The 23,273-nt window shown below is 45.3% G+C and carries 4 protein-coding genes and 1 pseudogene; 1 reads left to right on the top strand and 4 read right to left on the bottom strand.

Annotated features, from left to right (window positions below):
• Nucleotides 1-130: 130 nt before the first annotated feature.
• From OIZ54_RS10425 to OIZ54_RS10405, 4 genes and pseudogenes are all read right to left on the bottom strand, one after another.
• On the bottom strand, nt 131-718 hold the full coding sequence (locus OIZ54_RS10425) for a LuxR C-terminal-related transcriptional regulator (RefSeq protein ID WP_264390356.1): 588 nt from the start codon (nt 716-718) through the stop codon (nt 131-133).
• Nucleotides 719-741: 23 nt separating this feature from the next.
• Nucleotides 742-2,163 (bottom strand): HlyD family type I secretion periplasmic adaptor subunit, encoded by a 1,422-nt coding sequence (locus tag OIZ54_RS10420; RefSeq protein ID WP_055252885.1) that lies wholly within the window; start codon nt 2,161-2,163, stop codon nt 742-744.
• A pseudogene (locus tag OIZ54_RS10410) lies at nt 2,160-4,298 on the bottom strand (type I secretion system permease/ATPase). Before OIZ54_RS10410 ends, OIZ54_RS10420 begins: the two are co-directional and overlap by 4 nt.
• A 53-nt stretch (nt 4,299-4,351) precedes the next feature.
• A complete protein-coding gene (locus OIZ54_RS10405; RefSeq protein ID WP_096041340.1) occupies nt 4,352-6,325 on the bottom strand; it encodes a TolC family outer membrane protein in 1,974 nt (657 codons plus the stop codon).
• Between the two features lie 224 nt (nt 6,326-6,549).
• Here OIZ54_RS10405 and OIZ54_RS10400 point away from each other — a divergent pair, with 224 nt between their 5' ends.
• Complete coding sequence (locus OIZ54_RS10400) at nt 6,550-23,166, top strand: Ig-like domain-containing protein (RefSeq protein WP_264390353.1); 16,617 nt, start codon at nt 6,550-6,552, stop codon at nt 23,164-23,166.
• Nucleotides 23,167-23,273 lie beyond the last annotated feature (107 nt).

The raw sequence follows: 23,273 nt of genomic DNA, 5'->3' as shown, positions 1-23,273 counted from the left end.
CTCTTTAATTAAAAGGGGAGCGGTTTAATAATGGCGGCGAATAGGTAAATGCAATTCAGTATTTAACCTATAAGCCGTTGTTTAGTAAGTTTAACTATAACTGGCGAAGGTTTTGTTATTTTAGCCTAGGTTAGTTACCTTTAACGGCTAACATAAGTTGTATACGGTCACGCACTTTTAACTTAGTGAAAATTGAGCTCATGTGCTCTTTGATTGTTCGCTCTGTAATATTTAGTGACTCAGCGGCTTGTTTATTGGTCGCCCCTGTTATAACTATATCAACAACTTGGCGCTCGCGTTTAGTTAAGCTTTGAATATCGCACGCTTGGGTGTAATTTATTTGCTGCTGGCTTAGTGCCCCAACAATATTAGATAGTAGCTGCCCAGGTAACCACAGGCCGCCTGAGCAAATAGTCTCAAGTACTTGTTGCAATATTACTTTAGATGCAAGTGCTTCTATATAGCCTCTTGCGCCCGCTTGCAGGGCTGCTCTAAGTTCCTCTATTTCTAGATTTGTGGTCATTACAATAACTGGCAAGCGTTTTTGGGCATATTTTTTTACCAGTTCAAGCCATCCCGAAGTGCCCGCCAGAACCCATATAATACTTGATGCATTAATTTGTTTTGGTTCTTTGGTGCATATTACACAACCTGCAAACGCACTTCGCCAGTGGCTCGATTCAAGTTCGGGTTGTGTAATAAATATACTTTGACGCATTAATTTACTCCAATAAATTCAGTTTAGCGTTCTGTCATTGCTTGCGATGTAGCTCTGAGTACGGGTTTAAGTAAATATTCCAAGACGGTTTTTTTACCAGTAATAATATCCACTTGTGTGGTCATTCCTGGAATTATAGTCAACTCTTCTGAAAAGTTATTTTTAGTGGTTTTTAATTGCACTAAATAAAAAGTATTTTCTCTGTCGTCGGTAATTGTATCTGCACTTATATGCAGTACCTCGGCTTCTAGTCCGCCGTATACTGCAAAATCATAGGCGCTAAATTTAATCATGGCGGGCTGCCCTGGGCGTAAAAAGGCAATATCTTTCGGCGGTATTTTTGCCTCAACAATAAGTTGATCGTCTAAAGGGACTATTTCTAAAACGTCACTGCCGGGTTGTAAAATGCCGCCTACGGTATTAACCAATAAACGTTGTACCGTGCCTTTAACCGGTGATTTGATCTCAGTTTGGGCCACTTTGTCGGCAAGCCCTGATTCGGTTTCTTTTATCGACTCTAAACGCAGCAATGCCTCCGAAAGCTCGTTGTTCCAGCGGTTGATCATCGCAAGTTCGACTTCTGTTACTTTGTTTTTAGCTTCGTTGATAGCCGATAAACTGCGGTTAATAACGGCTTTAGTGCGGTTTATTTCGCCGTTTAAATCAACTATTTCACGTTCTAACCTAATGATGTCTATATCAGATACAGCACCGGTTCTTAACAGTGGGCGTGTTACTTGCAGCTCACGATTACTTAGCCTTAGAGCGCTTGTGTGTTGTTGCAAAGCGGCTTTTGCTTCAATGTGATCTTGTCTGCGTTGCTCTAGCTGGCGTTTATGAATTGCCACTTGCTGCTCTAATTCTTGGCGATTACTTAAATATATTGAGCGCTCATGAGCGACCGCCTCGGGTACTTGCTTAACAAGCTCATCAGGAAAAACGAGATCTTCTTTTCTAGTAAGGGCTTGTAACCTGGCTACTTTTGCAGTGAGTGATTGCACTTTAGATTGGTTTTCTCTAAAGCTTGAAATAAACCGAGTAGGGTCGATTTTTATTAATACGTCACCTTCTTCAACAATTTGCCCTTCACGAATATTTATTTTTTCTACCATACCGCCATCGTAAGATTGCACTAACTGTAATTTATTTGATGGGATAACGCGTCCTTCACCACGGGCTACCTCATCGAGTGGCGCAAAGCCTGCCCAAATTGTAAGCAAAATAAATGCAATGCAAATAAGGTATAACAAAAAACGTGCGCTGGCAGGCTCTTGCTGCATTTTTTCCCACTGCGCATCGACTACCCAATCTTGTGATTCAGGAGGCGAAAGCCAGCCTTTAAATAAGCGATTAAAGATTGAAGGCTTACCTTTTTTACGTGCTTCTATCGCTTTACTTACCGATTCAAAAGAGCGCTGCTCTAGTGGCTTTTTATTGTCACTCATGATGCTTGCTCCACTGTTTGGTTATTCAGTGCGGCAATTACTTTTTGTTTAGGCCCATCGGCAACTATTTTTCCGTTATCGAGCACGATGATGCGATCAACCAACGAAAGTAAAGATGAGCGGTGAGTAACTACAATTAAAGTTTTGTCTTGGGTGGCGATTTTTAAATTTTGAATAATTTTATTTTCACTATTGTGATCAAGCGATGAGGTAGGCTCATCTAACAGCATAATAGGGGGGTCGTTTATTAATGCGCGCGCTATACCAACCGCTTGTTTTTGGCCGCCAGATAGCAGGCGACCTTGCTCACCAACTTGTAGGTCAAACCCATCGGGGTGAGAGTTGATTAACTCGAATAACTGGCTTTTTTCGCATGCGCTAATTATTTGCTCATCTTTAGCATGCCATGCGCTAATAGTGAGGTTGTCTTTTAAACTACCAAAAAACAACGCTATATTTTGTGGTACGTACCCTATGTTATGACGAAGTTCTGCGGGGTCTATTTGTTGTATATTGTTGTTATCGACCATTACGGAGCCTGCGGTTGGGTCGTAAAGGCCTAAAATAAGTTTTTCGAGGGTGCTTTTACCCGAACCATTGCGCCCCAAAATAGCCACTTTTTCGCCCGCTTATATTTTAAAGCTAATATTACTAAGCGCATCGGCCGCGTCGTCTTCATACTTAAAGCATACGTCTTTAAATTCTATTTCGCCGTTTAATACGGGGTGGCTTAACCAATGTTTATTTGGCGGGCGCTCAACGTCTTTCTCCATTATTTCGTTAAGCGATTGCATAGCAATAGCGGCATGATGATATTGCGCAAGTACGGCGGCGCATTGCCCAAGCGGCCCCATCGCACGTGATGAAAGTAAGTAAGCGGCTATTAATCCCCCTTGCGTGAGCTCGCCTTCAATAACTAAATGAACACCGATGATCATAATGATCACGCCAACACATTGTTGTATCCACGCTGCACTATTAGAGATTGAACTTGAGATTAAGCGACTTTGCGCATTAACCTGAGCAATATAAATAGTTGATTTTTCCCATGTTGATTGGGTTTTGCATTCGCTGTGAAAACTTTTTACATCTTCAATGTTGGTTAAGCTTTCTACAAGTATGGAGTTGCGCATTGAGCTTGCTTTCATGGTTTGCTCTGACAGCGCTTCAAGTTTTCTGTGGGCTGCTATGCCATAACTTAAAAGTATTAGGGCACCTGCGATAATGGGTAGGCTAAGCGGTACACCTATTATTGCAATAACAATTAGGTATATAGCAACAAAGGGTAAATCAACCAGCGCGACCAAGGTTATTGAACTAAAAAAGTTACGTACGGCTTCAAACGATTGTATGTTACTCGCAAATGACCCCGCTGATGAGGGCCTATTTTTAAGCTTCATACCAAGTACGCGCTCCATAATAACCGCAGATACTTTTACATCTATACGACTTGCCGCAAGCTCTACAAAGTAGCTGCGTACTAAGCGCAGTACAAAGTCGGCGGTCAGCGCTATTAAAATACCGATGGCTAAAACCCAGAGGGTTTCTGTTGCATGATTAGGAACTACTCGGTCATATACATTCATTACAAATAAAGGCATGGCAACAGACAAAACGCCTAATGCAATGGCGGAGATTATGACGTCTTTGTACAGTGCGCGGCATTCTTTTATTACGCCCCAAAACCAGCCGTCTTTAGAGAGCTTTTCAAGCACCGGGGAGCGCTCATCAAACATAAACTCTGGATGAGCATAAATAATTAAACCTGTTGATTTTTCAATTAACTGTTCTAGGTCTTCTTCTACAACAGACTCAGTTAGCTCGGGGTAAGTAACTTGCGCTGTTTGTTTTTGGTTATCAATAGCGGTTACCACGCACGCTTGGTTATTATTTAAAATAATAATAGCGGGTAATAAAGCAGTATTAATTTGATTAAGAGGCTTATTTACAACTTTTGATTTAAAGCCCACACGTTTTGCAGCACGTGCAAACCCTGAAGGCGTTAAGTTTCCATCTGTTAGTGGGAGGCCATTTAATAAGGCCTCCCTTGAAAAATCTTTATCATGAAAGCGGCACAATACTGCAAGGCAATCTACCAGTGCGCCGCCATGATCAAGTACATCATTTAATTCCATATACCATCCAATGTTATGTAAAACATTTTAAATTTATTTGTTTTAAGCACCTCTTAACTATCGGTAATAACCGCCTCAATACGGCGGTTTGCCGCATTAGCACGTACCGAAATTTCATTAACTCGTGGCTGATCAATACCATAACCAAATGATTGAACACGATTAGGCGCTATACCAAATTGCTCAATAAGTAATTGTGCTACGGCAAAGGCGCGTTGCTCTGAAAGTTTGCGGTTGTATTTTCTATCGCCATCTAATGAGGCGTGGCCTTGGATCTCTACCTTTTTGTCAGGGTTATTTTTTAAAAACTCCGCGAGCTTTTCTACCTCTTGCAAGTACTCTGGGCGCACTTGGCTTGAGTCGGCTGAAAAGGGAATGCCTATTTCAACTGAGTCGGTCGCTTGGTCATACAAAGTACACCCAGACAGGTCTACATTTGTTCCCGCTGGCGTGCTTGGGCAGGTGTCTTGCTCGTTAGGTACGCCGTCGTTATCGTCATCTGCAAAACTCGATGCGCTAGGGGTCTCTGGTGGCATTTCTAAATACCTAGGCATTGCTGTAACGCTCATGTAGGCGTTATCTTGCTTGGCTTTTTTTTGTAAAAAAGCTTTGCGTTTAAAGGTGGCAGCTACATCGTAACTTGGGCATATATTTTGTGCGTTATGCACGATTGGGTCATCTGTTAACTCTGTTAATGTTGGGTACTTGTCAGACATAACATTTAGAGCTGGCAATAGTTTACCCATTTCGTTAAGCATAGTTAAAATGGCTGTTTGTCTATCGTATTGAGCAACAATGTACGAGCGGTTAGATTGAAATGCTTCGTTTTCAGCGTCAAGTACATCAAGCAAGGTGCGTTGGCCAATATCAAATTGGTCTCGGTAGGCTATTTTTACTCTGTTTGACGAGTTTTTATAGCTTTCAAGCGTGGGTAGCTTTTGCTCTATATTGTTCACATTATGATAGGCAATTTGTAGGCTTTGACGAATATCAACACAAGCTTGATCGCGTTGATACTTGGCAATATTTACATCTTGGTATGCTTGTTCAAGGTTGGCGCTATCTAGGCCCCCGTTGTACAGGTTATAGGTTATGTCTATACCTACCCGTGCTTCGGTTCTTGTTTCGTTTAAACCTAGCTCGTCTCTGTCTTGTGTGCCGTAACGGGCAGATAAGTCTACGTTTGGATGAAACGCTGCCTTTTGTGCCTGAGCATTGGCTTCTTGTGCCTCTATATTATAAAGCGATGCGTAAAAAGCAGGGCTGTTTTTATAGGCTATATCAAGCGCTTGGTTAATAGAAATGGGCACATTTTGCTCATCTAATTTGGCTTGTTTTATATCATTAACGGGTAGCTCGCCAACAACTCTTAAATAACGCGCGGTTACATCGTGCAGGTTAGCGTACTCGGTTAGCACATTAGATTGCGCTAGCGATAAGCGCCCGCTAATTTGCTCTAGATCTGCTGCTCGGGCAACACCGGCTCCTACACTTTGTTCAATTTGTTGGTATACAGACTCGTGTTCTTGCAGGTTTTCTTCAGCGAGTGTCACAAGTTCTTTAAATTTTTGCACATCTAAAAATGCAATAGATGCATCTAATGCAGTTTGCTCTGTTTGTGAGAGTAATTCAAAATACCGAATGAGCTGAATACGCTCAAACCTTTCAACGGTGTTAGATGTTCTAAACCCGTCGTAAAGCATTTGAGTAACACTAAGCTCTGCAGTGTTGCGGTTGTATTCGTCTTCTATACCGTAGTTTCGGCGCTCATAACCTGCGCTGGCAGATACATCAACGCTAGGTAAGTAGCCTGAGCGGGCTGCATCTACGCCATAAATTGAGGATTTAAATGTATGCCATGCTTGTTGTACCTCTGGATTATTTTCAATTGCTTTACTGGTGACGTATGTAAGCGGTGCCACAGAACTGTCATCGGCTTTTACCACGTTAGTTGCGCCAAGCGCACTTAGCGTTAAACCTATAAGCAGCTTTCCTTTTTGCTTTAGTAAAGTATTTTTTGTAATCATTTCTTCCTCTTAGGGTTACTTGGGCTATCAATACCTACCATATGGTTTAGTCAATAAATGCATATTTCGCAAATAATCGTTTTGGCTAGCATAAAATTTATTATCTACCACTTTTTTATTTTTAATGTTTTTTTAAAAACTGTACTTGAGTACAGTATCTAATGCGTTTTGCTGTTCTACATTTTAATTAATAGTTTTTAATTCTTATGTTTGAGGTAAGTAAAATGGAATCTAATCAATTATTAGTAATAGACTTAAAAGGGTCTGCTGGTGTTGTTTTAGAAGATGGCACAATTAAGCCACTTGAAGTGGGCGATACTATTACTGTGGGCGATTTAGTGGTTACCGCCGATAATTCATCGCTAACAATTGATGTGCAAGGAGAAACACTGTCGATTCCTGCTAATCAAAACGTAAAGATCACCCCTGATTTATTAGCACAAGAAACCCGCGATAGCAGCGAAACCACCGTGTTTGACGAAAGCCTAGATGCGGCCATTGCAAGCTTAGAACAAACTGATAATAACGATGGCCAAACGGCGGCTAATTCTGATGTTACTGACTTTTTAGATGCCTTAGAGGGCGATGGTGATATTTTAGATAATTTAGAAGCAACAGCCGCAGGTGGTGCTGGTGGTGCGGGCTCTGGTGGAGGAAGCTCATTTGTTCAGCTTACACGTATTGCGGAGGGGGTTAACCCTAATAGCGTTGCATTTGATTCAAGCTTTGATCCTGATTCTACAGAAGCGCTAAATATTCGCGACACCTCTGATGGGGTAGTTCCTGATGATGGCACTGCGTCTATATCATTAAATGAGGTAGGTTTAACTAATTCATCTCAGCCAACAATTAGTGGTACAAGTGAAAACTTAGTGGGTGAAACAGTAAATATTACTGTGACAGATGAAAATGGTAACTCTCAAGTAGTAAGCGCGGTTATTGGCCCTGATGGCACGTTCGAAATTACACTACCTAACCCGATAGCCGATGGACCCGTGAGCGTAGTTGTAGAAGCCACCGACCCAGATGGTAATGCGTTCAACGATGCTATTTCTATTGAAATAGACACCACCGCGCCAGTAATTAATATTGACCCTGTTGCAGACTCTGCATCTCAAACAGTAACGGTTACGGGGTCGGTAGCGGGTTTGAATACTGGCGACAACGTCTCTGTAACTCTTACCGATAGCACAGGCACACAACAAACAATTGTTACACAAGTTGATGCACAAGGTAATTGGAGTATTACCACTACATCACCTTTAGCAGAAGGGGAGTTTAATGTTAACGCAGTAGCAGTTGATGCCGCTGGTAACCAAGCAATTGACCAAGCTGTTGCGAGTATTGATTTAACCGCTCCAGAAATTACAGTTACAGTAGCGGGTGAAACTAATAATGCTACGCCACCATTAACTGGTACTACAACTGGTGTGCCACAAGGTACTGAAGTAACAATTACAGTAACCGACAGTGCAGGCGAAGTGCAGCTTTTAACAGCCATTACCGGTGAAGATGGTAGTTGGGCTGTTGATGTGGGTGTGGCACTACCAGAAGGTGATTTTACTGTTGATGCGCAGGTGAGTGATAGCGTAGGCAACCAAGCACTTGCAAGTGATGCTGGAGTTATTGACTTAACGGCGCCAATTGTAGAAATTAATGCGATTGCCGATACGCAAGATACAACCCCAATTATTACTGGCTCTGCGCAAGATGTGCCAGCAGGCTCGGTAATTACCGTGGTTATTACCGATATTAATGGGCAAGTTCAAACGCTGTTAACGCAAACAGATGATGATGGCAGCTGGTCTGTAAGTGTTTCTACCCCTTTAGCACAAGGTGAGTTTGAAGTTAATGCAACCGTGACCGACACTGCCGGTAATGAAGCACAAGCTGTAGAGCAAGGGTTAGTTGATTTAACTAGCCCTGAGATAACGGTTACGGCCATTGCAGACACTAATGACACAACGCCTACTTTTGTAGGCCGTGTTGAAGGGGCACCAGAGGGCTCTGTAATTACTGTTTTAGTAACCGATAGCGACGGTAATATACAAACCTTAACAACGACACTTGAAGCTGATGGCACGTGGAGTGTTGAATCGCCAAACGCTATTCCAGGCGGAGAGTTTAGTGTTACCGCGACAGTGAGTGACCCTGCGGGTAACGAAGCATCCGCGCAAACAAGTGGTGAAGTTACATTTGCCCCTATTTCTATTCAAATTGACTCTATTGCAGATACAAACGATACCACGCCATTTTTAAGTGGTAATACCGGTAACGTGCCTGCTGGTACCACTATAACTCTAACTATTACCGCAAGTGATGGCAGTACTTTTAATCTTTTAGCGGTCACGCAAGAAGATGGTTCTTGGAGCGCTCAAGTTACAGAGCCTCTGCCTGAAGGGGATTTTACCGTAGTAGCAGCCGTTATAGACGATGCGGGAAATGAGGCACAAGCAAGTACGGTCGGTAATGTAGATTTAACCGTAAGTATTAATTTTATTATTGATACTAATGATACCACTCCAACAATTAGTGGTACTACGCAAGATGTTGACGCAGGTGCGGTTGTTACTGTTACCTTTACAGGCAGCGATGGCGCAACAGAAACTGTGCAAGTAACCACAAATGCTGATGGTTCGTGGTCAATCGAAGCAACCGATGAGTTGGTAGAGGGTCAATTTACGGTGGTTGCAACAGTAACCGATGCTGCTGGCAATACAGCCTCTGCTACTGAAGTAGGGGAAATTGATTTAACTGATCCTGCAATTACTATTAACCCAATTACAGATACAAACGATACAACACCGAATGTGACAGGTAGCGTAGTAGATGTACCCCAAGGTACTGAGGTTACCTTATTAATAACCGATAGTGACGGTAATCAACAAACTATTACAGCGGTTACTAATGCCGATGGAAGCTATAGCGCCGATATACTTAATGAGCTTAGCGAAGGTGACTTTACAGTTACTGCAAGTGTAAGTGACGAAGCAGGCAATAGCAGTACAGCGACGGTTACTGGCACCATAGATTTAACCGCACCTAGCGTAACTATAGATAATATTGGTGATACAAACGATACAACGCCTACTATAAGCGGCTCTACTCAAGGTTTAGCTGCAGGTAGTGTGGTTACAGTGATTGTGACTGATAATGCTGGCGCTGAGCAGCAATTTGTCACTGCTATAAATGGTGATGGCACATGGAGTATAGATGTCCCACAAGCATTAGCTGAGGGTGAGTTTAGTGTGGTGGCAAATGTAAGTGATAGTGCTGGTAATAGCGCGCAAGACTCACAAACTGGCACTATAGATTTAACCGCACCAACTATTAGTGTAAATGACATTACTGACTCTAACGATTCAACACCTGTATTTAGTGGTACCACAACTGATGTAGAGCCAGGTAGCTTGATCACTGTATCAGTAACAGACTCTAATGGTGATGCGCAAACCTTAACGGCAGTTGTCGCAGAAGATGGTTCTTGGCAAGTAGGTGCAACGACTGCAATTGCTGAGGGGGAGTTTACAATCACGGCCACAGCCACTGATGCAGCTGGAAATGAAGCCTCAGCCACAACTACAGGCGTTATAGATACTGCAGCGCCCACACTAACAATTGATCCGGTGGGTGATACAAACGACACCACACCCACTATTTCAGGGTCTGCCACGGGCGAGCCTGAGGGCACAGTTGTTACGATTACCGTGACGGATGAAGCGGGTAACCCACAAATCATTACTACCGAAGTGCAAGCCGATGGCACCTTTAGTGTAGATGTACCCAATGAGCTAAGTGAAGGTGAATTTACCGTTGAGGTATCGGTAACCGATAACGCAGGTAATGAAACTACAGCAACCACCACAGGTGAGGTTGATACCGCAGCGCCTACAGTAATAATAGATCCCGTGGGTGATACAAACGACACCACACCGACTATTTCAGGGTCTGCAACGGGTGAGCCTGAGGGCACCGTTGTTACGATCACCGTGACGGATGAAGCGGGTAACCCACAAACCATTACTACCGAAGTGCAAGCCGACGGCACCTTTAGTGTGGATGTACCGAATGAGCTAAGTGAAGGTGAATTTACCATTGAGGTATCGGTAACCGATAACGCAGGTAATGAAACCACGGTCACTACCACAGGTGAGGTTGATACCGCAGCGCCCACAGTGTTAATTGACCCGGTGGGTGATACAAACGACACCACACCGACTATTTCAGGGTCTGCAACGGGTGAGCCTGAGGGCACCGTTGTTACGATCACCGTGACGGATGAAGCGGGTAATCTGCAAACAATTACTACCGAAGTGCAAGCCGATGGCACCTTTAGTGTAGATGTACCCAATGAGCTAAGTGAAGGTGAATTTACCATTGAGGTATCGGTAACCGATAACGCAGGTAATGAAACTACAGCAACCACCACAGGTGAGGTTGATACCGCAGCGCCTACAGTAATAATAGATCCCGTGGGTGATACAAACGACACCACACCGACTATTTCAGGGTCTGCAACGGGTGAGCCTGAGGGCACCGTTGTTACGATCACCGTGACGGATGAAGCGGGTAACCCACAAACCATTACTACCGAAGTGCAAGCCGACGGCACCTTTAGTGTGGATGTACCGAATGAGCTAAGTGAAGGTGAATTTACCGTTGAGGTATCGGTAACTGATAATGCAGGTAATGAAACTACAGCAACCACCACAGGTGAAGTAGATACCGCAGCGCCCACAGTGTTAATTGATCCCGTGGGTGATACAAACGACACCACACCGACTATTTCAGGGTCTGCCACGGGCGAGCCAGAGGGCACCGTTGTTACGATCACCGTGACGGATGAAGCGGGTAACCCTCAAACCATTACTACCGAAGTGCAAACCGATGGTACCTTTAGTGTGGATGTACCGAATGAGCTAAGTGAAGGTGAATTTACCGTTGAGGTATCGGTAACCGATAACGCTGGTAATGAAACTACGGCCACTACCACAGGGGAGGTTGATACAACTGCGCCCACAGTGTTAATTGATCCCGTGGGTGATACAAACGACACCACACCGACTATTTCAGGGTCTGCCACGGGCGAGCCAGAGGGCACCGTTGTTACGATCACCGTGACGGATGAAGCGGGTAACCCTCAAACCATTACTACCGAAGTGCAAGCCGATGGTACCTTTAGTGTAGATGTACCCAATGAGCTAAGTGAAGGTGAATTTACCGTTGAGGTATCGGTAACCGATAACGCAGGTAATGAAACTACAGCAACCACCACAGGTGAGGTTGATACCGCAGCGCCTACAGTAATAATAGATCCCGTGGGTGATACAAACGACGCCACCCCCACTATTTCAGGGTCTGCAACGGGCGAGCCTGAGGGCACAGTTGTTACGATTACTGTGACTGATGAAGCGGGTAACCCACAAACCATTACTACCGAAGTGCAAGCCGATGGCACCTTTAGTGTGGAGGTACCGAATGAGCTAAGTGAAGGTGAATTTACCGTTGAGGTATCGGTAACCGATAACGCTGGTAATGAAACCACGGCCACTACCATAGGCGAAGTCGATACAACTGCGCCGGTTGTGACCATAAATGCGTTAGGTGATACAAGTGATACTACACCAACTCTATCAGGTACGGTCAGCGGGGTACCTACAGGCTCAACCGTTACTTTAACTGTAACGGATGCAAATGGTGCAGTGCAAACCATCACCGCACAAGTTATTGCAGATGGTAGCTGGGCAGTTGAAGTACCCGTAGCTTTAGCCGAAGGTAGCTATACTGTTGATGCTACTATTAGCGATAACGCTGGCAATGAAGGTACTGCAAGCGCCTCTGGTACTATTGATACAAGTGCGTTAACTATCACTATTGATGTGATTGGTGAAACTAACGATCAAACCCCACAAATAAGCGGTGATACATTTAATGCAGAAGTAGGTTCGTCTGTTGAAGTTCAGATCACAGACTCTACAGGTGCGACTATCACCTTAACTACGGTTGTTGATGCAAACGGACAGTGGAGTGTTACTCCGCCAGCCGATTTACCTGAGGGAAGTGTATCAATCAGTGCAACAGTAACTGATTTAGGCGGTGGTTCAGCCATAGCAGAACTTGATGCCGTAATTGATATTACGCCGCCAACCATACAAATTAACGATCTAGAAACCAGTAATGATACAACACCAATTATTGCTGGTAACACTACAGGCGTTGTATCTGGCACTGTAATAAGCTTGACTGTTACAGATTCACAAGGAGTTGTTCGCTCGTTTAATACGACAACGGATGCACAAGGGAACTGGAGTGTAGAGCTTTCTCAAGAGTTGGCTTCAGGGGATTATACTGTACAGGCAGAGGTTTCTGATGCTGCAGGCAATAGTGCTTTAGACACAGCAACCGGTAATATTGATACTGCGGGGCCAAGTTTAACCGTTAATTTTGATGCTGTAACGAATGATACAACACCAACTATTTCAGGTACGAGTGATGCCGATGTAGGTACAACGATTACTGTAGTGATCACTGATGAAAACGGTGTCGAACAATCACTAACAACCACAGTAGATGCCAATGGAAATTGGCAAGTAGCCCCTCAAACAGACTTGAATGAAGGTGATAACACCATCGAAGTGAGCGTGTCTGATGAAGCAGGAAACACAACAACAGTAACCGATACAATTACTTTAGATACGCAAGCACCCACATTAACCATGCAAACCGTGGGTGATGTGAACGACTTAACCCCGACATTACAAGGCACCAGTAACGAAATTGGCGGCACGGTAACACTCACCGTGACCGACAGTGATGGCGCAGTGCAAACCATTACCACCACCGTTGGTACGGATGGGCATTGGGATATTGAAGTGCCAAGTGCCCTGGCACAAGGTGACTTTACTGTAACGGCCAGTATTACTGATGCCGCAGGCAATGAGAGCACCGCTAACAGCAGTGGCAATGTTGATACCATTACCCCAGTTGTAATTGTGGATGCACTGGGGCTTGGTAACGACAGCACCCCACTTATTAGTGGTACTTCAACTGAGCCAGAAGGCACAGTTGTAAACATTGTAATCACCGACAGTAATGGCGATGAAACACCGCTCACCGCCACCGTGGATGTCAACGGCAACTGGCAAGCAATCAGCCCAGAATTACCTGATGGCAGCTACAGTGTACAAGCCAGCATTACGGATGCGGCGGGCAATACAGGCGGCGCTACGCAATCGGGCACCATAGATAGCCTTGCCCCGACACTTGTGCTTGATACCGTCGGCGCGACCAACGACAGCACGCCAACTATTAGTGGTTCCACGAATGCACCAGCGGGCACGGTAATCAGCATCAGCGTTAGCGATGGCATTACCACCGAAATCTTTACAGCCACAGTCCAAGCGGGTGGCAGCTGGTCAGCCGATGTACCAAATGCACTGGTTGATGGTGAGCTGACCATTGAAGCCAGCGTGAGCGACAACGCCGGTAACACCACCACAGTTAGTGAAACAGCCACGCTGAACACCACCGCGCCAAGTATTAGCATTAATACCTTGGTTGATACCAACGACACCACACCAACCATTAATGGGACAAGCGATGCAGCAGATGGCACCACCATTAGCTTAACGTTTGAAGATAGCGCGGGGAATATTACGTCTATTGATACCACCGTAACCGGTGGTGTCTGGAGCGTTGAAGCTCCAGATGCGTTAGCAGAAGGTAACTATGAAGTTACCGCCAGTGTGACGGATAGCGGTGGTAATACAAGTTCTGTAACTGAAATAGGCTTAATCGACACCACTATCCCAGCGATTGAAGTGAATGAGCTAGTTGTTACCAATGATACAACCCCAACGATCACCGGCACCTCGAATGCACCGCAAGGCAGCACCGTAACAGTAGAGATCACCGATAGTAATAATGTGACCCATACGGTTACAACGACCCTAGGAGCTAATGGCACGTGGAGTGTGGCTGCCTCACAAGTAGTTGCTGAGGGCAACTTTACCGTAAGTGCAAGCGTAAGCGATGCAGCGGGTAACACAGCGACCGCCACAGGCGCAGGGGAGGTTGATACCATTGCGCCAACGCTTGATTTAACCAGCCCAGGTTCAAGTAACGATGTTACACCGACCCTAAGCGGCACCAGTGATGCGGTTGAAGGCACCGTGATCACCTTTACCGTTACCGATGATTTAGGGGCAGAGCAAACCTTTACGACGACTGTGGATGCGAGCGGCAACTTCTCAATCGAAGTGCCAAACGCATTGGCTGAAGGCCCTTACAGCATTGAAGCGACTATTAGTGATGCGGCGGGTAACAGCACTGATATCTCTGGCAGCGGTAACATCGATACCACCGCGCCAAGTGTGAGTGTGGATGCACCAGCGCTCACCAACGACAGCTCACCAACGGTTACGGGCACCAGTGATGCTCCAAACAGCACCGTTACGGTAACCTTTACCGATGCAGCCAATGCCGTACAAACTATTGATGTACAAACTGATGCCAACGGCAACTGGAGTGCCACCCCAGCGACGGATTTAGCTGAAGGTAACTACAGTGTCAGCGCGAGCATCACGGATGCAGCGGGCAACACGGGCACAGGGACAGACAGCGGCGAAGTGGATGTGACTCCACCAATCCTTGCCTTTACGCCGACCTTCGAGCTTGGTTTATTGGTTACCCTAAGTGGTACATCTGACCTGCCAGCGGGCAGTGAAATCACCATCACCGAGCAACTCATTGGCGGAGGAGTGGGTGTAACTTACACCACCACAACCGATGCCAACGGTAATTGGTCTTTGGTGGGGCTTGATGTATCACTACTGGATGTAGGCTCTGTGATTGCCACAGCCACAGATGCAGCAGGGAACACACGCACAATCAGCTCAGATGACTTTGATAACACACCACCTACACTCACAGTTGAGGTGGATGCACAAAGCAATAGCAATACACCTATAATCAGCGGTACAAGTGACGCAGGCGAAGGGGCACAAGTAACGATTGTGGTGACCGACAGTGACGGTAACCCACAAACCATTACCGCCCTTGTTGATGCCAACGGCGAGTGGAGCGCCACCCCAGCGACACCACTCAGTGAAGGTGAAAGCACGATTGAAGTGAGCGTACGCGACAGCGTAGGTAACGAAACCACCGTGAGTGAAACCACGACTATCGACACGCAAGCGCCAACGCTTACGATACAAAATGTAGGCGATATAAACGACTTAACCCCGACATTACAAGGCACCAGTAACGAAATTGGCGGCACGGTAACACTCACCGTGACTGACAGTGATGGCGCTGTGCAAACCTTTACCACCACCGTTGGTACGGATGGGCATTGGGATATTGAAGTGCCAAGTGCTCTGGCACAAGGTGACTTTACTGTAACGGCCAGTATTACTGATGCCGCAGGCAATGAAAGTACCGCCAACAGCAGTGGCAATGTAGATACTATTACCCCGGTTGTAACCGTGGATGCACTGGGACTTGGTAACGACAGTACTCCACTTATTAGTGGTACTTCAACTGAGCCAGAAGGCACAGTTGTAAACATTGTTATCACCGACAGTAATGGCGATGAAACACCGCTCACCGCCACCGTGGATGCCAACGGCAACTGGCAAGCAACCAGCCCTGAATTACCAGAAGGCAGCTACAGTGTGCAAGCCAGCATTACCGATGCGGCAGGCAATACCGGGGGCGCCGTGCAAGCAGGCACCATTGATAGCCTTGCCCCGACACTTGTGCTTGATACCGTCGGCGCGACCAACGACAGCACGCCAACTATTAGTGGTTCCACGAATGCACCAGCGGGCACGGTAATCAGCATCAGCGTTAGCGATGGCATTACCACCGAAATCTTTACAGCCACAGTCCAAGCGGGTGGCAGCTGGTCAGCCGATGTACCAAATGCACTGGTTGATGGTGAGCTGACCATTGAAGCCAGCGTGAGCGACAACGCCGGTAACACCACCACGGTTAGTGAAACAGCCACGCTGAACACCACCGCGCCAAGCATTAGCATTAATACCTTGGTTGATACCAACGACACCACGCCAACCATTAATGGGACAAGCGATGCAGCCGATGGCACCACCATTAGCTTAACGTTTGTAGACAGTGCAGGCGCTGAAACCACCACAACCACCACCGTAACCGGTGGCGTATGGAGCGTTGATGCACCGAGTGAATTAGCACAAGGTGAATACACGGTAACCGCCGAGGTAGACGATGGTCTGGGTAATATCGGCAGCGCGAGCGAAACCGGTGAGATTGATTTAACCCCACCGAGCCTTGTTATTACAGATAACGGCGTTAGCAACGACACAACACCGACGATCTCCGGCACAAGTGATGCGCCACAAGGCAGTGAAGTGACAATTATTGTGACAGACAACGCCGGTGCAGCGCAAACCATTACCGCTACAGTGGGCGCAAGTGGTACATGGTCAGTGCCGGTTACAACAGCCCTTGCTGAGGGCAACTTTACCGTAAGTGCAAGCGTAAGCGATGCCGCGGGTAACACAGCGACCGCCACAGGTGCAGGGGAGGTTGATACCATTGCGCCAACACTTGATTTAACCAGCCCAGGTTCAAGTAACGATGCCACACCGACTCTAAGCGGCACCAGTGATGCGGTTGAAGGCACCGTGATCACCTTTACGGTTATCGATGATTTAGGGGCCGAGCAAACCTTTACCACCACCGTGGATGCGAGCGGCAACTTCTCAGTGGAAGTACCGACGTCACTTGCAGAAGGACCGTACAGCATTGAGGCCAGCATTAGCGATGATGCAGGTAACAGCATTGATATCAGCGGCAGCGGTAACATCGATACCACCGCGCCAAGTGTGAGTGTGGATGCACCAGCGCTCACCAACGACAGCTCGCCAATAGTTACGGGCACCAGTGATGCACCAAACAGCACCGTCACGGTAACCTTTACCGATGCAGCCAATGCCGTACAAACTATTGATGTACAAACCGATGCGAATGGTAATTGGAGTGCCACCCCAGCGACAGATTTAGCTGAAGGTAACTACAGTGTCAGCGCGAGCATCACGGATGCAGCGGGTAACACGGGCACAGGTACAGACAGCGGCGAAGTGGATGTAACGCCACCGACTTTAGAGATCATTCCTTCGTTTGCCCTAGGCAATTTAGTCTCTCTTTCAGGGGATTCTGATTTACCAGAAGGGTCAGTGATCACAATTACCGAGTATTTAGTCGGTGGTTTAGTGGGCGCAACGTACACTGCTACCACGAATGCTGATGGCACATGGGGACTTGCCAACATAACAGTACCTCTGCTTAGTCTTGCGTATGTTACTGCAACTGCAAGTGATGCAGCCGGCAATGTTGCGAGCGTCAACTCACTTAATTTTGATAATGAAGCACCTGCGCTTACCGTTACTGTAGATGCATTATCGAATGATGCAACGCCTGTGATCTCTGGTGTTACTGATATGGTTCAAGGAACCGAGGTAGAACTAACCGTTGTAGATAGTGCAAGTCAAAGCCAGCAGTTTACTGCCATAGTTCAAGCTAATGGAAGTTGGTCTGTTGAAGTACCAACCGAGTTAGCACAAGGGCAGTACACAGTTACCGCAGAGGTAAGAGACGATGTGGGTAATTTAACCACAGAGCAAGCACAAGGTGAAATAGACAGCATAGCACCTACTCTTAGCGTTAATCCTACCGACACTACAGCAGATACAACGCCAACCCTATCAGGCACCAGTGATGCTATAGGTGCTGATGTAATAATTAGCATTGATGGCCAAACCTTTTTTGCGGTAGTAGATGCTGATGGAAATTGGCAGGTAGAGGTACCAACTGCACTTACAGATGGTAACTATACAGCGCAAATTAATGTTGCTGACGACGCCAATAATATCACTAACACAACAATCGACTTAACAATTGATACTCAGATACCAATAGTCGCATTGGACGACATAACCGTATTTAACACAGATACGCCAGTTATTAGTGGTACATCTGGTGAACCTACTGGCACAAATGTAGATATTGTTATTACAGATAGTAATGGTGATACGCATACGTTAGCTGCTACGGTTGATGCAAATGGTAATTGGCAAACAACAGCGCCTAATTTACCTGAAGGAAATTACAGTGTTGTTGTTAGTATTACCGACGATGCTAATAATACAGGTTCAGCGACTGGAACAGGGCTTGTTGATACTCAAGCACCAACCATTACCATTGACGCATTAGGTACAATTAATAGCAGCACGCCTACTATTTCAGGTACATCTAATGAGGTTGAAGGTACTACAATTAATGTCACAATTACTGATGGTGATAGCACTAATACCTACACAACGACTGTGGGGGCAGGCGGGGCCTGGAGTGTTGATGTAACCACGCCATTAACTGATGGACAAGTGACAGTTTCAGCAAGCATTACTGATACTGCAGGTAACAGTAGTGAAGCAAATGCTACTGCCACGCTTAATACTAATGCACCTACCATTAATATAAACACCATTGTTGATACAAACGATCAAACACCTACGCTTTCTGGGTCGAGTAGTGCTGCAAATGGTACGTTAGTTACGGTTACTATTACCGATGTTAATAATGTCTCGCACACCGTTACAACAACTGTAACTGATAATACATGGAGTGTAGATGCGACAAATATCCTTCCTGAGGGCACGTTTACTGTTTCAGCCAGTGTGGCTGAAGGTGGCTTAACCAGCAGTGCAACAGATACAGGGCTGATAGATTTAACAGCCCCAGAATTGAATATTACACCGCTACTAACGAGTAATGATACAACACCTACAATTTCAGGTACAAGTACAGCCCCTCAAGGCGCTATAGTCGCTATTTTGATTACAGATAGCTTAGGCGCAGAGCAAGCAGTTAATGCCACAGTAGGTGCAAATGGCACATGGTCAGTTGCAGCTCCTTTATCGCTTAGCGAAGGCACATATACTGTTACTGCATCAACAAGTGATACCGCGGGGAACCCTGTAAATACTAGCACTACCGGTGTGGTTGATATAACCGCACCAGTGGTTAGCATTAACGATATTGTAGGTAGTACAGATTTAACACCTAGCGTTTCTGGCAGTGTAACAGGTGCAGCCGTAGGAGATGTGGTTGCTGTGGTATTTACCGACTTCCAAGGTAATGCGCATACAGTCAATACAACGGTGCAAGCCGGTGGAACTTGGTCAGTAGAGGCAAGCAATAGCCTTTCGCAAGGGGCATATTCAGTAGAAGTGTTTATTACTGATAATGCCGGAAATACAGGCAGCAATATCACTAACGCAAATATTGATACAATTACGCCAGAAATTAGTATTGATCAAAGTTCATTAATACTTACCCAAGACAGCACGCCATTAATTAGTGGCACATCAAACGAGCCAAATACAAACGTTTTCGTTACGTTTACTGACTCAGCTGGCGCATCGCATCAAATTACCGTACAAACGGATGCTAATGGAGACTGGCAAGCCGCTGCAGACAACGTATTAGCAGAGGGGGTTTACAGTGTTTCGGCAACGATTACTGATAGCGCAGGAAATACCTCTGTTGATAGTAAAACAGGTGGCGAAGTAGATACAGTAGGGCCAGAGCTTACTATTGTGCCTTCGTTCGTATTAGGGCAGCTAGTATCTTTATCTGGTACTTCCGATTTAGGTGAAGGTAAAACAGTTACCGTTAATTTAGAATTAGCAGGTGATTTGGCTAACTTAACTTACGATGTAACCACTGATGCCAATGGTGACTGGGTGTTATTAGGCCTAGCGGTTAATATCATTGGCTTATCAGTTGTTGAAGCCTCTGCAACTGATGAAGCGGGTAACACCACCACTATTACGACGGCAGATGTAGATGCTTCAACGCCGTTACTTAATGCGGTAGTTGACTTTGTAGCTGGCGAGGGTGATTTACCAGTAATTAGCGGTACGACCGACCAAGCCCCAGGCACCGAAGTGCTAGTGAGAGTGGTAGATAGCGATAACATAGCACAAGATTTGGTTGCCATAGTGCAGGCAGATAATTCATGGCTTGTACAAGTTCCTCAATCACTTGCTGAGGGCGTGTTTACTGTAACTGTAAATGTATTAAGTGAAGTCGGGATCACAGCTACACAGCTGCTAAGCAGTGTAGTAGATACCATCTCACCAACACTTAATTTGCAAGTGATTGGTACAACGTCAGATTCTACTCCAATTATTCAAGGGACCAGTGATTTAATTAATGGAGTGGTAGAGATTCAGCTGGACGGAGGCTCAGTACTAACAACAACAGTGAATGCAGCAGGGCTATTTTCATTGGAAGTTGATGCGCTGACTGAAGGGCAGCATGTCGCCAACGTGAGTATTACTGATGATGCTGGCAATGTAGTAACACAAACGCTCGAGTTTGTTGTTGATACGTTAGTGCCTGTGGTAGATATTTTACCGTTGAGCATCAGCAATACTGACATTCTAACTATTTCTGGTACTTCTGAAGAAGCTCAAGGCACAGACATTGATGTAACTGTGATAGATAGTAACGGCAACGCAACAGTATTTGATGCCCTTGTTGGTAGCGATGGCACGTGGTCATTAGTAACCACTAGCCTACCTGATGGTATATATAGTGTATTCGCAAGTATTACTGATGCTGCGGGTAATCTAGGCCAGTCTGCTACTGAGCAAGTGACGATTGATACCATACCGCCATCGTTAGAAATAGACGCCTTTGGTGTACTTAATACATTAACGCCTACTATTACTGGCACCAGTGACGAAGAAACCGGCAGCTTAATCACTGTTAATATTACCGACTCTACAAACACACTTTATGAAGTTACTACAACAGTATTAGGAGATGGCACGTGGCTTGTTGTTGCACCTTTACTTGCTGAGGGTGATTTAACCGTCGAGGCTATTAGTATTGATAACGCAGGCAATATAGCAACGGTGACGCAAACGGGCGTTGTGAGCACCACTTTACCGAGTCTATTAATTAACCCAATAATAGATACAAGCGATACAACCCCTACTATTAGTGGTACTACCGATGTAATAAACGGTAATGTAGAAGTTGTTATTACAGATAGCAGTGGTAATGCAACAACCTATAACACTCAAGCTATTGCTGGTGTATGGACATTAATACCGACCATTCCATTAGCTGAAGGTGCATTTACGGTTGATGCGACAGTCGAAAACTTAAACCTTACAAGCTCTACAAGTCTTAATGGCATAGTTGACTTAACTCCGCCTACAATTGAAATTAATGAACTTGCAGTTACGAATAACTCACTGCCAACCATCTCAGGTACAAGTGATGCTCCGGCAGGTACAACCATAAGCGTAGTACTTACTGATGCTAATAGTGATTCGCAAACATTAACTGCGCAAGTGGCAGGTAACGGAACTTGGTCAGTCACAGCTGTTACGCCGCTTAGTGAAGGCGGTTTTAGTGCTACTGCAACAGTGAGTGATGCTGCAGGAAACTCATCAAGCGATACCATGGTTTCAAGTACTGATTACACAGCACCTATTGTATTTATAGACCCTATTGCAGTAGGCCAAGATACCACACCGACTATTACAGGCTCGGTAACCGGAAGTTTTGCGGGAGCTGCAGTTATGGTGATGTTTACTGACGCACTAGGTGAAACACACAATGTTTCAACAACAGTAAACACAGACGGGTCGTGGAGTGTTACAGCTTCGCAGCCTCTTAGTGAAGGGAATTACAGTGTTGATGTAAGCGTACTTGATAATGCAGGTAATATTGGCGAGCAATCTATAAGCAGCATAGTTGATTCAGGCATAGTAATTAACTCTGGTTTAGAATTAACAGCCGATAGCACACCTAAGATCACCGGTACCGCAGGAGCAAATGAAGATATTACCGTAAGCTTTATAGATGAAAGCGGTACTGTTGTAACCAAGGATACAACAGCGGGTGAGACAGGTGTATGGAGCGTATCACCAGACAACGCTTTACTCGATGGGGCATACACTGTAACGGCTACCGCTACTGATGAATCTGGAAATGTTACTTCAAGTGGAAGCTTATCTGGGTTAGTGATTGACTCAACGCCGGTAGACTTCGAAGTGTCTAACTATTACTGGGGCTTACTAGGAATAGGCTTAACTGCAGAAGGCACAGTAGAAGAAGGAAATAGTGTATATGTTGTAGGAGCAAACTTACTTGGCCTTGAGGTGTTAAACCTAAACTTAAATGTGCTAGAAAGCGCTATGGAAATTCAACCTGATGAGAATGGAAATTGGAGTTCATTATTATCAGTTCTTGATTTAGGTTCTTGGTCTGATTATCGCTTTATCACAGTTGATGAAGCCGGTAATTATTTAATTAAAGATATTAATGACAATATTATTGACCAAGGAAACGACCCACAACTTGCTAGCGCAGGAAGCAGTGCAAGTGCCACCGATACAACATTTGGCTTAGAAGGGGCCGCTGAGCCGTTTAGCGAAGAAGCAGCATTAGGCGCCACTATACCAAATGCAGCAGTAACCAGCGATGCCTTAGGAGAAACGGTTAATTTAAGTAATGTAAGTGCTTTATCGAGTACAGAGCAAACGGTGTCAATGAGCTCTACAGAGCCCCTTAATATCAATGATGTAATTATTGACGAAGACACCGAGCAACTCGTTGCTCTTAATACTTTTATTGACGATGAAGGCTCTGCAATTGCTTATAGCCCTGCACAAAGTGGAGGAAGTGTTGATGAGGCAGCGCCAGCAGTTGATGTTCAAAATCAATCAGAGGAAATGATTAAACACTTAATTGAAAATGGTAATAACCAAACAGATATTTAAATCAGTAACCCACTTCAGTTAAATAACTGAAGTGGGTTTCTAAAACTCACTTAATCAAAAGTGTGGTTATTATTTTGTGTTAAGTAGTAAACCTAAAAAAGCCCTTA

The organism is Pseudoalteromonas sp. A3, assembly GCF_025942345.1.
Classification (GTDB): Bacteria; Pseudomonadota; Gammaproteobacteria; order Enterobacterales; family Alteromonadaceae; genus Pseudoalteromonas; species Pseudoalteromonas atlantica.
This window is presented reverse-complemented; position numbering and strand designations above follow the sequence as displayed.